This window comes from Mesorhizobium amorphae CCNWGS0123, from assembly GCF_001686985.1.
Classification (GTDB): domain Bacteria; phylum Pseudomonadota; class Alphaproteobacteria; order Rhizobiales; family Rhizobiaceae; genus Mesorhizobium; species Mesorhizobium amorphae.
Genome location: NZ_CP015318.1, coordinates 5,637,676 through 5,651,684, shown reverse-complemented (window position 1 = coordinate 5,651,684; position 14,009 = coordinate 5,637,676). Strand labels below are relative to the sequence as shown.

At 63.3% G+C, this 14,009-nt stretch carries 15 protein-coding genes and 1 pseudogene; 8 read left to right on the top strand and 8 right to left on the bottom strand.

Going from position 1 to position 14,009, the window contains the following annotated elements:
* The 7 genes from A6B35_RS26530 to A6B35_RS26500 form a co-directional block, all read right to left on the bottom strand.
* Entirely contained in the window at window positions 1-471 is a 471-nt protein-coding gene (locus A6B35_RS26530; protein WP_006202564.1) for a MaoC family dehydratase, read from the bottom strand.
* Window positions 468-938: a MaoC family dehydratase gene (locus A6B35_RS26525; RefSeq protein WP_006202563.1), complete on the bottom strand. Its 471-nt coding sequence runs from the start codon at window positions 936-938 to the stop codon at window positions 468-470. The genes A6B35_RS26530 and A6B35_RS26525 overlap by 4 nt, the downstream gene beginning before the upstream one ends.
* A gap of 113 nt (window positions 939-1,051) precedes the next feature.
* Entirely contained in the window at window positions 1,052-2,017 is a 966-nt protein-coding gene (corA, locus tag A6B35_RS26520; RefSeq protein WP_006202562.1) for a magnesium/cobalt transporter CorA, read from the bottom strand.
* Between the two features lie 83 nt (window positions 2,018-2,100).
* Window positions 2,101-3,204: a redox-regulated ATPase YchF gene (gene ychF, locus A6B35_RS26515; RefSeq protein WP_006202561.1), complete on the bottom strand. Its 1,104-nt coding sequence runs from the start codon at window positions 3,202-3,204 to the stop codon at window positions 2,101-2,103.
* 95 nt (window positions 3,205-3,299) lie between these two features.
* Window positions 3,300-4,025: an aminoacyl-tRNA hydrolase gene (gene pth / locus A6B35_RS26510; protein WP_006202560.1), complete on the bottom strand. Its 726-nt coding sequence runs from the start codon at window positions 4,023-4,025 to the stop codon at window positions 3,300-3,302.
* Between the two features lie 24 nt (window positions 4,026-4,049).
* Complete coding sequence (locus tag A6B35_RS26505; RefSeq protein WP_006202559.1) at window positions 4,050-4,691, bottom strand: 50S ribosomal protein L25/general stress protein Ctc; 642 nt, start codon at window positions 4,689-4,691, stop codon at window positions 4,050-4,052.
* Window positions 4,692-5,023: 332 nt separating this feature from the next.
* A complete protein-coding gene (locus A6B35_RS26500; protein ID WP_006202558.1) occupies window positions 5,024-6,061 on the bottom strand; it encodes a LacI family DNA-binding transcriptional regulator in 1,038 nt (345 codons plus the stop codon).
* Window positions 6,062-6,336: 275 nt separating this feature from the next.
* Here A6B35_RS26500 and A6B35_RS26495 point away from each other — a divergent pair, with 275 nt between their 5' ends.
* The 7 genes from A6B35_RS26495 (at window position 6,337) to A6B35_RS26465 (ending at window position 12,453) form a co-directional block, all read left to right on the top strand.
* Window positions 6,337-7,344 (top strand): sterol desaturase family protein, encoded by a 1,008-nt coding sequence (locus A6B35_RS26495; RefSeq protein WP_006202557.1) that lies wholly within the window; start codon window positions 6,337-6,339, stop codon window positions 7,342-7,344.
* 102 nt (window positions 7,345-7,446) lie between these two features.
* On the top strand, window positions 7,447-8,427 hold the full coding sequence (locus A6B35_RS26490) for a sugar ABC transporter substrate-binding protein (protein WP_006202555.1): 981 nt from the start codon (window positions 7,447-7,449) through the stop codon (window positions 8,425-8,427).
* A 176-nt stretch (window positions 8,428-8,603) separates the two neighbouring features.
* Window positions 8,604-9,605: an ABC transporter permease gene (locus A6B35_RS26485; protein ID WP_006202554.1), complete on the top strand. Its 1,002-nt coding sequence runs from the start codon at window positions 8,604-8,606 to the stop codon at window positions 9,603-9,605.
* The gene (locus A6B35_RS26480) at window positions 9,605-10,423 is read left to right on the top strand and encodes an ATP-binding cassette domain-containing protein (RefSeq protein WP_006202553.1); all 819 of its coding nucleotides are present in this window, start codon (window positions 9,605-9,607) and stop codon (window positions 10,421-10,423) included. Before A6B35_RS26485 ends, A6B35_RS26480 begins: the two co-directional genes overlap by 1 nt.
* Window positions 10,424-10,533: 110 nt before the next feature.
* The gene (locus A6B35_RS26475) at window positions 10,534-10,845 is read left to right on the top strand and encodes a MocE family 2Fe-2S type ferredoxin (RefSeq protein ID WP_006202552.1); all 312 of its coding nucleotides are present in this window, start codon (window positions 10,534-10,536) and stop codon (window positions 10,843-10,845) included.
* 1 nt (window position 10,846) lies between these two features.
* Window positions 10,847-11,629 (top strand): hydroxypyruvate isomerase family protein, encoded by a 783-nt coding sequence (locus tag A6B35_RS26470; RefSeq protein WP_006202551.1) that lies wholly within the window; start codon window positions 10,847-10,849, stop codon window positions 11,627-11,629.
* Between the two features lie 11 nt (window positions 11,630-11,640).
* Window positions 11,641-12,453, top strand: a complete 813-nt coding sequence (locus tag A6B35_RS26465) for a 3-methyl-2-oxobutanoate hydroxymethyltransferase (RefSeq protein WP_006202550.1) — start codon at window positions 11,641-11,643, stop codon at window positions 12,451-12,453.
* A 10-nt stretch (window positions 12,454-12,463) separates the two neighbouring features.
* On the opposite strand, the pseudogene A6B35_RS34745 reads toward A6B35_RS26465, so the two are convergent.
* Window positions 12,464-12,795, bottom strand: a pseudogene (locus A6B35_RS34745) (MFS transporter); the annotation flags it as partial.
* Window positions 12,796-12,955: 160 nt separating this feature from the next.
* On the opposite strand from A6B35_RS34745, the gene A6B35_RS26455 reads away from it, so the two are divergent.
* Window positions 12,956-13,837, top strand: a complete 882-nt coding sequence (locus A6B35_RS26455; protein WP_006202547.1) for a helix-turn-helix domain-containing protein — start codon at window positions 12,956-12,958, stop codon at window positions 13,835-13,837.
* Window positions 13,838-14,009: the final 172 nt, after the last annotated feature.

Genomic DNA, 14,009 nt, shown 5'->3' with positions numbered 1-14,009 from the left:
CTACCCCACCTTCACAAGCACCGCGCTGTCGAATTCGATGACCTTGTCGCCGGTCGAATCGGAGGCCTCGCAGAGTAGCGTCAGCAAATGCCAGCCGGGACGCGCGGCGAGCGGGCGATGGGCGAGCGCGGTGCGCGTGAATGTCACGGTCTCGCCGGCATAGACGGGCTTCAGCCATTTCAGGTTCCTGAAGCCCGGGGAGGGCCCGAATTCCGGCTGCGGGCCTGGACCCGTCCAGCGCACGCCTTCCGTCTCCATGCGCTTTTCGAGGTTGTACTTCATCCAGGTGGCGGCGGTGTGCCAGCCGGAAGCGCAGAGGCCGCCGAGCACGCTCGTCTTTGCCGCCTCCTCGTCGACATGGAAGACCTGCGGATCGTATTTGCGAGCGAATGCCTTGATGTCGTCCGGTTCGAAAGTGTGCGAACCGAGCGTGACGGTGACGCCGATCAGGAAGTATTCGTCCAAGGTCATGACAGGCCCTTTGCGGCATCACGCGCGAGGAACATGCCGGTGTTTTCGAGTTCGAAGACGCTTTCGCCGCGCTGATTGAAGAGTTCACTGCGCATGGTGATAAGCCCGAGCTGAGGCCGCGATTTGGACCGGCGCTTGGCGAGTATGGTGAGCGTGCCGCTCAACGTATCGCCGGCCAGAACCGGCTTCTTCCATTTGACATGTTCGATGCCCGGCGAGCCCTGCGAGGTCGAGTCGAGCAGGAAGGCATCGCACAGCATGCGCATGAACATCGCGCAGGTGTGCCAGCCCGAAGCCGACAGACCGCCCAGGATGCTGGCCTTGCCGGCCTCCTCGTCGAGATGCATCGGCTGGGCGTCGAATTCACTGGCGAATTCGATGATCTCGGCGGCGCTCACCTGCTTCACGCCGAGGTCGAGCGAGGCGCCCTCGACAAAATCCTCATAGGCCCAAGTCTTTCCGGTCATGTCGGCAATCCGGTTAAAATCCCAAAGATCGGGCAACCCGGATGCAGGCCGGCAGCAATTTGGTCAAGCAATTTCTGGTGCGCCAGCATCGACGGCGCGTGGGCCTGGGGCGCCTAAAGCCAGCCGCGGCGGCGGAAATACCAGAAGGGCAGGATCGCCGACAGCACCATCATGGCAATGGCGAAGGGATAGCCGAGCTGCCATTTGAGTTCGGGGATGATGTCGAAATTCATGCCGTAGATCGAAGCGACCAAAGTCGGTGGCAGGAAGATGACGGCGGCGACGGAGAAGATCTTGATGATGGCGTTCTGCTCGATCGAGATCATGCCGAGCGTGGCGTCGAGCAGGAAGGAGATCTTCTGCGACAGGAAGGTGGCATGGTCGGCGAGCGACAGCACGTCGCGCGACAGCGTCTTGATGCGCGCCTTTGTGTCCTTGCTCATCTTGGTGCGGGTCGAGGCATGGGCGAAGAAGCCAGCCAGGCGCTGCAGCGAGATCAGGCTGTCGCGGATCGAGGAGGTAAGATCCTCCTTGCGGCCGATGGCTTTCAAGAGTTCCTGGAAGTCGCGGTTGCGCTTGGAAACCTTGGTCGAGGTCGCCTGGAAGATGTCGCGCGAGATCGCCTCGACGTCGCGGCCGGCGCGCTCCAGAATATCGGCGAGGCGATCGACGATCGCCTCCAGCAGGCCGATCAGGATGGTGTCGCTGCTGGTGCAGCCGGTCGCCACCTTCTCGGCGCGCTGCGGAAAGGTCTTGAACGCCTTCGGCTCGTGATAGCGCACGGTGATCAGCCTGGTGCCGGCAAGCACGAAGGTGACCGGCGACATCAGGGGATCGTCGATCTCGGTCTGGGCCGGCAGCGTGGCGGTCATGAAATAGGCGCCGTCCTCGACATAGAGGCGGCTCGAAATCTCGATCTCCTCCATCTCCTCGCGGGTCGGGATGGCGACGCCGAGCCAACTCTCGATGGCGGCCTCTTCTTCCTTTGTCGGGCTCAAGAGGTCGGCCCAGACGACATTGTCGTCGAGGTTTTCGGTAACGCGCAGGCGATCATTGTCCACGACGAAGGCCTTGATCATCGCCGGGTCTCCCTTTGCTCGTGTGGCAATCCGAAATTCGCCTTCCCCAGGAACGCCGCCGCGAGGGCGGCCTGCCCGCAAGGTCAGGTGTTGAACTTGAACAGCATGATGTCGCCGTCCTGGACGACGTATTCCTTGCCTTCGTCGCGCGCCTTGCCGGCTTCCTTGGCCGCCACTTCGCCGCCAAGCGCGACGAAGTCGTTGTAGGCGATGGTCTGGGCGCGGATAAAGCCGCGCTCGAAATCGGTATGGATGACGCCGGCCGCCTGCGGCGCCCTGGCGCCCTTGTGCACGGTCCAGGCGCGCGCTTCCTTCGGTCCGACGGTGAAATAGGTGATCAATTGCAAAAGCTCATAGCCGGCACGGATGACCTTGTTCAGGCCTGGCTCGTCCAGCCCCAGCGAGGCCAGGAATTCCATTTCCTCCTCGTCGCTGAGCTGGGCGACCTCGGCCTCGATCGCGGCCGAAATGACGACCGTGCTGGCGCCTTGCGCCGCGGCCATCTTTTCAACCACGCTGGTGTGCTCGTTGCCGGTGGCCGCATCGGCCTCGGCGACGTTGCAGACATAGAGCACGGGATGCGAGGTCAACAGGTTCAGCCCCTGCAGGATGCGCAGGTCTTCCGGCGAGATGCCTTTGAGCAGGATGCGGGTCGGCTTGCCTGCCTGCAGCAACTCGAGTGCCGCTTCCATGGTCGGCAGCACCGTCATCGCTTCCTTGTCCTTGCCGGAGGCGCGCTTGCGGAACTGCGCGATGCGGCGTTCGAGGCTCTCCAGGTCGGCGAGCATGAGCTCGGTCTCGACGGTCTCGGCGTCGGCGACCGGATCGATGCGACCTTCGACATGGGTGATGTCGTCATCCTCGAAGCAGCGCAGCACATGGACGATGGCGTCGACCTCGCGGATGTTGGCGAGGAACTGGTTGCCCAGCCCTTCGCCCTTGGAGGCGCCACGCACCAGGCCGGCGATATCGACGAAGGAGATGCGGGTCGGGATGATCTCCTTCGACTTGCCGATCGCGGCGATCTTTTGCAGGCGGGGGTCGGGCACTGCCACCTCGCCGGTGTTCGGTTCGATGGTGCAGAACGGATAGTTGGCGGCCTGCGCCGCCGCCGTCCTGGTCAACGCGTTGAAAAGCGTCGACTTGCCGACGTTGGGCAAGCCAACGATGCCGCATTTGAAACCCATTTTGTCCGGTCCTATCGGGAAAGCGAAATTTGATCAGGGCTATGGGCGATAGCGCCAAGGATCGTCAAGCCCTACGGCCGCGATCGCGTCCCGGTTCAGCCCTTGCCGCCGAACAGCTTCTTCAGCATGGCGGCCATCGGGCCGGTTTCGGGCAGCTTGGCAGGCGCCTGCTGCGGCCGTGCCTGACGAATGTGGCTTTGGGCCTTTGGCGCTTTCGGTGGCGGGCGGTCTTCGTCACCGGTCGGCGTCAGTCTGTCGCGCAAGGCGAGCGTCACGCGGTTCATGAAGGAGTTGTCGTCGCCCTTGGCCAGCAATCCGGCGTCGTCGGCGATCGTGTCGAGCAGCACAGCCAGCCACTCGCGGTCGGCCTTGGCGAAGTCGCCAAGCACATGGCCGTGCACCATTTCCCGAACGCCTGGATGGCCGACGCCGATGCGCACGCGGCGAAAACCCTTGCCGATATGGTCGTCAAGCGAGCGGATGCCGTTATGGCCGCCCGAACCGCCGCCAACCTTGACCCGAACCTTGCCGGCGGCAAGGTCGATTTCGTCATAGAAGACGGTGAGGGCGGCAGCGTCGAGCTTGTAGAAGCGCAGTGCCTCGCCGACCGACTGGCCGGAGAGATTCATGAAGGTCTGCGGCTTGATCAGGATGATCTTTTCGCCGTCGATCGTGCCTTCGGCGATCAGGCCCTGGAATTTTTTCGACCAGGGCGAAAACGAATGGCGGCGGGCGATTGCGTCCGCCGCCATGAAGCCGACATTGTGCCGGTTGTTGGTGTACTTCGCGCCCGGATTGCCGAGGCCTGCAAAGACAAGCATCGTCGTCTCCCGGGCGGAAAGGGATTACTTCTCTTCGGCGGCAGGAGCCGCTTCGGTGGCAGCCGCCTCGGTCGTCTCTTCGACCTCCGGCTTCATCGCCGAGGAGCCGGCAATGGTCGCGATGGTGAAGTCGCGATCGGAGATCACCGGCTTGACGCCGGCCGGCAGGGTGACCGCCGAGATGTGGATCGAGTCGCCGATGTCGGCGCCGGTGAGATCGACGGTGATGAATTCCGGGATCGCATTGGCCGGGCAGTGGAACTCGACTTCGTGACGCACGATGTTGAGCACGCCGCCGCGCTTGATGCCGGGCGACTTGTCCTCATTGATGAAGTGGACAGGCACGTCGACATTGACTTCGGTGTCCTTGCCGATGCGCAGGAAGTCGACATGGACAGGGAAATCCTTGACCGGATCGAGCTGGAAGTCCTTGGGCAGGACCTGGATCTTCTTGCCGTCGACATCAATCGTGGCGATCGTGGTCAAAAACCCGCCGCCATGGATCTTGTAGTAGATGTCCTTGTAGGTGAGCGCGATCGCCAGGGGAGGCTGTCTGTCACCGTAAATTACTGCAGGCACTTTACCGTTGCGGCGAACTGCACGGGCGGACCCCTTACCGACCTGTTCGCGCGCTTCGGCCTTGAGCTCGTAAGTATCGTGGCTCATGGCATTTCCTTTCGCGTGTTATGGAGCGTCCACGGCCGGCAAAGTGCTTGGGCTGTAAACGTCGAAAGCCGCCAGACCTGGATGTCCGAATGCCGGAAGCCGCATACGCGGACCTTTGTTCGGGATCACAAGGGGAAGGCAGCCTTCCGCCGCGTTGCCTCCAAGGGTGTCTACGCGGGTGGCGGCTCTATAGCGGAAGGCGCGAATAGGTGCAAGCCGTGGCAGGCAAGGGCGTTGAGCCGACTTTCCATATCGTGCCCCAAACACGTTCGTGCAACCTGCGGGCCATTCCGGGGACGTTGCGCGCTTGTCCCTGCAAGAGATCGATCCGCCTAGATGTTCTCGCGCGTGTAGATCTCGAACGGCAGGATGGTGGTGACGTTGCCGCCCTCATTCGGGGCGGAGACGGCGCGGATCATGCCGGTCAGCGCTTCCTGCGCAATGCGGGCGAGCGGATGCGAGATGATGAAGGTCAGCGTGCCGTCGAGCAGCGCCGGGCGGGTCGACTCCATCAGCTCGTAGCCGACGACGACGAGGCTGCCGGCCCGCCCGGTGGAGCGCAGTGCGGCGATGGCGCCGGTGATGCCGCCGCCGGCGACATAGAGGCCGGACAGGTCCGGATTTTCGTTCAGCAGTTTTTCTGCCATCTCCTGCGCGATGGCGCTGGATTCGAATGTCAGCAGCGGCTCGAGCAAGGTGAAGCCAGGGGCGTGCTCGCGGAAATAGGAGCGAAAGCCGCTCTCGTTCATTTCCTGGCAGCGGTAGCGGTGATTGCCGACGAGGATGCCGAGCTTGCCAGGCGCTCGACATACATGTTCGAAGACCCAGGCAGCGGTGCGCCCAACTTTCCAGTTGTCCAGCCCGATATAGCGAACGTGCCCGGTCGCCGAGATCTGCGAGATCAGCGCAAACACCGGCACGTTGCGGGCATTGAGCGTATCGACCGCCTGGGTGACGAGTGGATGGACCGCCGCGACGACGCCGACCGCGTCGCATTCGGCGCCCAAAGCCAGCATGCGCGAGGCGACGTTCTGCGGCGACAGATCGTCAAGGAACTCTGTGCGCAGCTCTATTTCGCAGTCGGGCATCGTTGGCACCGCCGCACGCAGCGCCTCGGCAATGTTGCGGTAGAAGGCGCGGCTGGGCTGGTGAAGCAGGAAGCCGAACCGGTAGCGTGGCCGGGCGGCCGCTATGCGGCTGCGCAGCGCACCCATGCCGTAGAAGCCGATCTGCTCCGCCGCCAGCCTGACGCGCTCGCGCGTGCCCTGGCGGACGGCACCCGAGCCGCCCAGCACCCGGTTGACGGTGGCCACCGAAACACTCGCCTCGGCGGCGACATCTTTTATCGTCGGCCTCTTGGTTTGGTCCATTTCGTGTCATCAGCCTGTAGCAATTGATACAAACGTATCATTCATCAGGCAATCCTGAGACGAATGATACAATCATTTTGGAATAGACATTCTATTCTTGATTCATTTTGGATCAAGATGTTTATCTCGGGCAGAAGCAAAGAAGGCGCGAGCACCGCCAGCCCAAGGGATAGCAGCAGCACAGCGCAGACAGGTTCTGACCCTCCGCCCCTATGGCGGTGTGAGGCAGCGTGCGCGTGCGAGCCATCCCAAGGCGTTGCGGGTGGAGGATTTGCATGGACGATCTCAAATACGGCGTGCGCGACAAGCGCGGCGACTGGAAGCCAAACGGGCGCATCGAGGCCGTGCCGTTGTGGAGCTGGCCACCGAAGCTGCCGAAGGTCCTGGCATGGCTGCCCGGCTATATCTGGCCGTGGAATGCCTTCCACATGGCCACCGCGCTGATCTACTGGTTCTATGTTGTCCCCAGTGTCGAGACGATGAAGACCATCGACTGGCGCTGGGCGCTGTGGCTCTATGCCGTCAACGCAGCGGCGATCTTGGTCTTCTACGGCATCTTCGAGCTGCGCTACTACATCAAGCGCGCCCAGCAGACTCGGTTCAAATACAACCACAAATTCCCCGGCGATGCGCCGTCCGACGTGTTCTGGTTCCAGAGCCAGAACCTCGACAACTTCCTGCGCTCGTTCTTCATCACCATCCCGTTGTGGACCGTGGTCGAAGTCATCTTCCTGTGGTGCTTTGCCAGGGGCTACGTGCCGTGGGTCGGCTGGCAGGACCACCCGGTCTATCTCGCGGCGCTGGTGCTGGTCGCGCCGGCCATCCACGAGGTGCACTTCTTCTTCATCCACCGCCTGATCCACTGGGGCCCGCTCTATCGCTGGATCCACTCGGTCCACCACAATTCGATCAACCCGTCGCCCTGGTCGTCGCTGTCGATGCATCCGGTGGAGGGGTTTTTGTACCACGCGGTCGCCTTCTGGCACCTGGTCATCCCGTCCAACCCGATCCTCGCGCTGTTCCAACTGCATGTTGCGGGTTTCGGCGCCGTCAACGGCCATCTCGGCTTCGACAAGCTGGAGGTGACCGAAGACACGGCCATCAACAGCCACGCCTACACGCACTACCTGCACCACAAATATTTCGAGGTGAACTACGGCGGCGACGGGCTGATCCCGCTCGATAGATGGTTCGGCACCTGGCACGACGGCACCAAAGAGGGCGATGCCATCATGGACGCCCGCTTCCAGAAGAAGAGGGAGCGCATGAACGCCGGGGCGTGAGCCGGGCAAAGCATCGATCACGGCGCGCAATCGGGAGAGAGGCGCGTGGAGCGACAAAGTTTTTCAAAACCCGTCTGACGACGGCAACTGGGAGGAGACGACATGAAGCGTGCAACAAGACTCTTGACGGCGATGATGACTGCGGCGGTGATGGCGACAAGTGCCACCGCCGCAATGGCCGATGGGGCGAAGATCTTCGTCATCGGTGGCAAGGCCGACGACCCGTTCTGGTCGAAGGTCAAGAAGGGCGCCGACGACGCCGGCAAGGTCGCCGAACTTACCGGCGGCTCGGTGACCTGGCTCGGCCCGCAGAATTACGACAATCTCGGCCCGGATGCCGCCAAGCTGATCCGCACCGCGCTCAGCCAGAAGCCGAGCGCCATCGTCGGCCCGGACTGGGTGCCCGAGGCCATGGATGACGCCTTCAAGGAAGTCGTTGCCGCAGGCGTGCCGCTCATCATCTACAATTCCGGCGGCATGGATGCAGCCAAGCGGCTCGGCGCCATGAACTATGTCGGCAACGAGGAATACGCGGCCGGTCTCGGCGGCGGCGAATATTTCGGCAGCCATGGCGCCAAGAACGTGCTGTGCGTCAACACATTGCCGGGCTCCACCAACACCGAAGACCGCTGCAAGGGCATAGCCGATGCCATCGCCAAGAGCGGCGGCAAATCGACCCAGTTGCCGCTGCCTTCATCAAGCTTCGGCAACCCGACCGCGGTTGCCGAGGCGATCAAGGCCGCCGTGCTGAAGGACAACACCCTCGATGGCCTCATCACCATCAGTGCCGGCGACGCCAACAGTGCGGCCAACGCCATCAGCCAGGCCAGTGTCGGCGACAAGGTCAAGCTCGCTTCGTTCGACATGGACGAAACCGGCCTGCAGCGCATTAAGGACGGCACGCAGATGTTCTCGATCGACCAGCAGCCCTACCTGCAGGGCTATCTTGCGGTGTCGCTGCTGAACGGCTTCGTCAACTATGGGCTCGACCTGCCGACGAAGCCGGTGCTGACCGGCCCGGGGATCGTCGACGCCGCCAATGTCGACGCGACGTTGGCTGGTGCAGCGGCCGGCGCCCGATAAGTTGCGCAAACCGAGTGTCCGGCCCATCCGAGGGCCGGACATCGCCAGCCAGTGCCGCCGACGAAAGGCCGCGCCAGGCTCCCCCATTGTTCAAGCCAGGGACCACTTCGATGACATCCCAAGCCCATGACCAACCCGCCGTGGTAGCGACTGCGCCATCCGCCCCGCATTCTTCGATGCCCTCGCTCGGCAGCCTGGTGCGGCGCCCCGAGGTCGGCTCGCTGATCGGCATGGTCGCCGTGCTGGTCTTCTTCTCGATCTTTGGCGGCGCCAATTTCATGTCGGCTGGCGGTGCCGCCAGCTGGCTCAACGTCGCCTCTGAACTCGGCATCATCGCACTCCCGGTGGGGCTCCTGATGATCGCCGGACATCTCGATCTCTCCGTCGGGTCGATGGTCCCCGCCAGTTCTATGACCATTGCCATCCTGTCGGGTCACTACGACCTGCCGATCATCGTCGGCATCCTAGCGGCGCTCGGCCTCGGCCTTGCTGTCGGCTTCATCAACGGGGTTCTGGTGATCCGCACCAAGGTGCCGTCCTTCGTCGTCACCTTGGCTACGCTGTTCGCGCTGGCCGGCCTGACGCTCGGGCTTTCGATCATCCTGTCCGGCAGCACGAGTGTCGCGCTAAAGAGCGGACCGATCGCCAAGCTTGTGTTCGGCGACTATCTCGGCGGCAAGTTTCAGGTGACACTGTTCTGGTGGATCGCGATCGTCCTGATCGTCGGCTTCATCCTGAATTTCTCGCGTTTCGGCAACTGGATCCTGGCGATGGGTGGCGACGCGGTCAGCGCCCGCAATGCCGGCATCCCGACGGACCGGGTCACCATTGCGCTGTTCATGAGCAGCAGCCTGTGCGCAGCCTTCGTCGGCATGTCCCAGGCGATCCTCTACAACAGCGCGCAGGTGGCCGCCGGGCAGTCCTTCATCTTCAACTCGATCATCGCGGTGGTCATCGGCGGCGTGCTGCTCACCGGCGGATATGGTTCGGTGGTCGGCATCGTGTTGGGCACGCTGACCTTCGCAATCGTCAACCAGGGTATCTTCTACACCGGCTTCGACGCCAACTGGGCGAGCCTGATCATCGGCGTCCTGCTGCTCGCCGCCGTGCTGATGAACAACACCTTCCGCACCATGGCGCTGACCTATTCGCCGCGCACCAAGACGAGGGCCCGCTGATGACAACGCCCCTGCTCAGACTCACCGGAATCAACAAGTCGTTCGGTCCCATCGACGTGCTCCATGACATTTCGCTCGAGGTCAACAGAGGCGAAGTTCTGTGCCTGCTCGGCGACAATGGCGCGGGAAAATCCACGCTGATCAAGATCCTCTCCGGCGTCCACAAGCCGACGTCGGGCAGGATGGAAATGGACGGCAAATCCGTCGAATTCGGCAGTCCGCGCGACGCTAGCGATCATGGCATCGCGACGGTCCACCAGTTCGGCGGGACGTTCCCGCTGATGAGCATCGGCCGCTCCTTCTTCGTCGGCGCCGAGCCGACACGGCGCTGGGGGCCGCTCACCATCTACGACCGCAAACGGGCCAATGAGATCGCCGTCACCGAGATGCGCCAGCTCGGCATCACCCGCATCGACGACGGCGATCGCCTCGTCGGCGGACTGTCCGGGGGCGAGCGTCAGGCGCTGGCCATCGCCCGTGCCGTCCATTTCGGCGCCAGCGTGCTGATCCTCGACGAGCCGACAGCCGCGCTCGGCGTCAAGGAGGCGGCGCACGTCCTGCGCATCGTCCTGCAGGCGCGCCGCAAGGGCATTGCGGTCATCTTCATCACTCACAACGTCGTCCATGCGCTGACAGTCGGCGACCACTTCGCCGTCCTCATCAGAGGCTCCAAGGCCGCCGATTTCCGCAAGGGTGAGAAGAGCCGCGAGGCGATCACCGACCTGATGGCCGGTGGCGAACAGATGGCCGAACTCGAAGCCGAGATCGAGAGCTTCTCGGCGACCAACGATGCGCCGCGCGACGGAGCACATGCGTAACCCAGTGAGGATGCCTTCCACACGGGCATCTTCCCTCCCGGGGCGGCCGGCGGACATGTGTTCCGCCGGCCGACTTTTCGACCAACCGAGGACCAGGCTGCAGGAAGACAATGGCAAAGTGGATTGATGCATGTGCGACGGATGATATCGATGAAGAGGACGTAATCCGCTTCGATCACGAAGGCCGGACATTCGCCATCTATCGGAGTCCCGACGATGCGTTCTTCTGTACCGACGGCCTGTGCACGCATGAGAAGGTGCATCTGAGCGACGGGCTGGTCATGGAATACAGGATCGAATGCCCGAAGCACAACGGCGTCTTCGATTACCGGACCGGCGAAGCGGTGCGCGCGCCAGTCTGCGTGAATCTCAAAGCCTACAAGACAAAGGTCGAAGACGGCCGCGTGTACATCGAGGTCTGACATGTCCGACACCTTCACCCTTGCGGCCTGTGCCGAGATGCTGTGGCGCGACCGGCCGATGGAATTCCGCGTCAAGCGCCTGACCGAAATGGGTTTTCAGGTCGGCCTCTGGAACTGGCCTGAGCATGACCTCGCAATGCTGGAGAAATCCGGCGCCACCTTCTCGATCATGAACGGCTATCTGCGGGGCCGGCTTGCCGATGACGAGGGTGCCGCAGAACTTTTGAAGACGGCGAAGGAAACGGCGGACGTCGGGAAGCGCCTCGGCGTGGCGCGGCTCAATCTACACGGGACGGGACTGGGCGAGGGCGGCCTGCCGGTCACGCCTTGCGGGACCGTCACTGGTGCGATGTGGCTCAAGGCGCGCGACACGCTCAACCGCGTGGCCGACCTTGCCGAGGCGGAGGGCGTGACCTTCACGCTGGAGAATTTGAACCTGCCGGTCGATCATCCCGGCGTGCCGTTCGCGCGCGCCGAGGACACGCTTGCGCTGGTTTCCAGCGTGAACCGGCCGGGGCTCCGCCTCAACCTCGATCTCTACCATGCGCAGATCGGCGAGGGGAATTTGATCGAGCTCTGCCGGGCCTGCCTGCCGTGGATCGGCGAGGTCCAGGTGGCCGACGTGCCTGGACGAATGGAGCCCGGCACCGGCGAGATCAACTACAAGGGCATCGCCCGTGCGCTGAAGGACATGGGCTACCGGGGGCCGGTTGGCATGGAGGCGTTTGCCTCCGGCGATCCCGAGGCCGCGCTCGAGGCCTTTCGAGAAGCTTTCACCATTTGAGGGAAACAGAAATGGTCAGCAAGAACACCCGCCCCACCGTCGCCGACATTCGCGCCATGAAAGCGCGCGGACAAAAGATCTCGATGCTCTACGTCACCGCGCTCGAAGAGGCCGCGGCGGCGGATGCGGCCGGCGTCGGCATGCTCTCGATCGAAGGCCGTTTCTTCACGCCGGAGATGCGCGAGGCGGCCGGCCGCTGCTTCGTCCAGGTCGGGCTGCCCTACGGCCCCGCCGGCAATCTGGTCACGTCAGAGGATTATCTGAAAACCGCCTACCACTTCATGCGCATCGGCGGCGACTGCTTCTACTGCGCCGCCTCGCTCGATATCCAGAAGGCACTCTGCGACAACGCCGTGCCGATCGTCGCCCATGTCGGGCTGATCCCTTCGCAATGCACCTGGACCGGTGGGTTCAAGGCCGTCGGCAGGACGGCCGAGGGCGCGCGTGCGGTTTGGGATCACGTGAAGCGCCTGGAGGCCATCGGCTGCTTCGGTGCCGAGCTGGAGGTGGTGCCTGACCGGATCGGCGAACTGATCACCGCGAATACACCGATGATCATGCTTGGCATGGGCGCGGGTCCGCATGCCGACGCGCAATACCTGTTCAGCGAGGACGTGCTCGGCCACACCGCTGGCCACAAGCCGCGCCACGCCAAGACCTACCGCAACTTCGCCGCCGAGTTTGAGCGGCTGCAACGTGAGCGCATTGCCGCCTACCGCGAGTTCATCTCCGACGTGCAGACCGGTGCCTATCCCGAGCCGCAGCATGTGGTGCCGATCACCGATGAGGAGTTTTCGAGCTTCCGGAGCGCTCTCGGCCTCTAGCGGCCTCTGCCTAGACCTTCCTCGCTTCCTTCATGTTGGGCAGGAACACGGTCAGCAGGCCGAGCAGCGGCAGGTAGGAACAGATCTGGTAGACGAAGTCGATGCCCTTCATGTCGGCGACGACGCCGAGCACGGCTGCGGCGATGCCACCCATGCCGAAGGCGAAGCCGAAGAAGATGCCGGCGATCATGCCGACCCGTCCGGGCACCAGCTCCTGCGCGAAGACGACGAGTTGGAGGAGGCCGAGGACAGGATCAGGCCGATCAGCACGGTGAGCACCATCGTCCATTCGAAATTGGCATAGGGGAGCGCCAGCGTGAACGGCAGCACGCCGACGATCGAAGATGGTTAGGGCGGAAGGGTTGCGGCCTTCAGCCGCGTTGCCTCCAAGGATGTGTACATGGGTGCTGGAAACCAGGTGACACTGTGTTCGCCGGAACAACTCTTATGGTTTCGGCTCCGGCGAGTACATAGAGGCCACCTGGTCCACGAGGATTGATCCATGCTCGCCCGCGTCGACACCGTGCTACCCTTGCCTGAAAACGTTCTGAGCCTGTCGGCTTCGGGGCGAGCCTGGAACGGTGTCTCTGTCAACGTCAATGAATGGCGTGGCTCCGGACGGGTCGTGCACCGGTTCCCTCATGAGGCTGAAAATCGCCTGATTGCCATCCTGGAAGAGGTCGGCAGCCCGTGCGAGCCGCGGCTGCGCCAGAACCAGCCTTGCCGCATCGGCTATACGCCGAGACACGTCGACTTCATCCCAGCGGGCATGGAGATGTGGGGTTATAGCGCCGACGTCCGCTTTGTGCGGGATGTCAAACTGACGTTCGACGTCGCGGCGCTGGACGAAAGCCTGGCCAGCCGGTTCGATCGTGATGCGCTGTCGACGCCGAGACTGCGCTTTTCGGACGACCGCATCTGGACTCTGGTCAAGCTGCTCGCCGAAGCGGTGGACGATCCCGATCCGTCGGCGCAACTCTATGGCGACGGGCTGACCGCCGCGATCATGGCGCGGCTCCTGGCCGATCCACCTGAGCCCGGCGCGAGCAACAAGGGCCTGGCTCCCTGGCAGCTTCGGCGCGTCGTCGAGTATCTCGACGCGCAACTGCCCGAGCGTGTCGACCTTGCGCAACTGGCTGCGCTGGCCGGCCTGTCCCAGGCGCATTTCAGCCGCGCGTTCAAGGCTTCGACCGGCATGGCGCCGTACCGCTGGCAACTCGACCAGCGGATCCGGCGCGCGAAGACGCAGCTGATCGACAGCCGTGCCTCACTCGACCAGGTGGCGGAAGCCACCGGCTTTGCCGACGCGGTGCATTTCGGGCGGACGTTCCGCAAGCTTGCCGGAGCGACGCCGGCGGCGTGGCGGCGCGACCGCAAAAGCTGATTGCGCCACGACAGCAGCTGATCGCAACGCGACAGCGTATTCGAACTGGAAATAGCAGAATCGAACAGTGCGTTGCGCACTGCGACACGGCAATAGTCCCTCGACCGGACAGGCGTGGGAAATCGGATTGAGCGTTTTGCGATCCCGTCCTCCCGGAACCCCCGATCCGGAG

Excerpts from the sequence above, each read along its gene's own strand:
- A6B35_RS26505 (WP_006202559.1), bottom strand. The coding sequence starts at position 4,691 with ATGAGCCACGATACTTACGAGCTCAAGGCCGAAGCGCGCGAACAGGTC.
- A6B35_RS26470 (WP_006202551.1), top strand. The coding sequence starts at position 10,847 with ATGTCCGACACCTTCACCCTTGCGGCCTGTGCCGAGATGCTGTGGCGC.
- ychF (WP_006202561.1), bottom strand. The coding sequence starts at position 3,204 with ATGGGTTTCAAATGCGGCATCGTTGGCTTGCCCAACGTCGGCAAGTCG.
- A6B35_RS26480 (WP_006202553.1), top strand. The coding sequence starts at position 9,605 with ATGACAACGCCCCTGCTCAGACTCACCGGAATCAACAAGTCGTTCGGT.
- A6B35_RS26455 (WP_006202547.1), top strand. The coding sequence starts at position 12,956 with ATGCTCGCCCGCGTCGACACCGTGCTACCCTTGCCTGAAAACGTTCTG.
- A6B35_RS26485 (WP_006202554.1), top strand. The coding sequence starts at position 8,604 with ATGCCCTCGCTCGGCAGCCTGGTGCGGCGCCCCGAGGTCGGCTCGCTG.
- A6B35_RS26490 (WP_006202555.1), top strand. The coding sequence starts at position 7,447 with ATGAAGCGTGCAACAAGACTCTTGACGGCGATGATGACTGCGGCGGTG.
- A6B35_RS26530 (WP_006202564.1), bottom strand. The coding sequence starts at position 471 with ATGACCTTGGACGAATACTTCCTGATCGGCGTCACCGTCACGCTCGGT.
- A6B35_RS26525 (WP_006202563.1), bottom strand. The coding sequence starts at position 938 with ATGACCGGAAAGACTTGGGCCTATGAGGATTTTGTCGAGGGCGCCTCG.
- A6B35_RS26500 (WP_006202558.1), bottom strand. The coding sequence starts at position 6,061 with ATGGACCAAACCAAGAGGCCGACGATAAAAGATGTCGCCGCCGAGGCG.
- A6B35_RS26465 (WP_006202550.1), top strand. The coding sequence starts at position 11,641 with ATGGTCAGCAAGAACACCCGCCCCACCGTCGCCGACATTCGCGCCATG.
- pth (WP_006202560.1), bottom strand. The coding sequence starts at position 4,025 with ATGCTTGTCTTTGCAGGCCTCGGCAATCCGGGCGCGAAGTACACCAAC.
- A6B35_RS26495 (WP_006202557.1), top strand. The coding sequence starts at position 6,337 with ATGGACGATCTCAAATACGGCGTGCGCGACAAGCGCGGCGACTGGAAG.
- corA (WP_006202562.1), bottom strand. The coding sequence starts at position 2,017 with ATGATCAAGGCCTTCGTCGTGGACAATGATCGCCTGCGCGTTACCGAA.
- A6B35_RS26475 (WP_006202552.1), top strand. The coding sequence starts at position 10,534 with ATGGCAAAGTGGATTGATGCATGTGCGACGGATGATATCGATGAAGAG.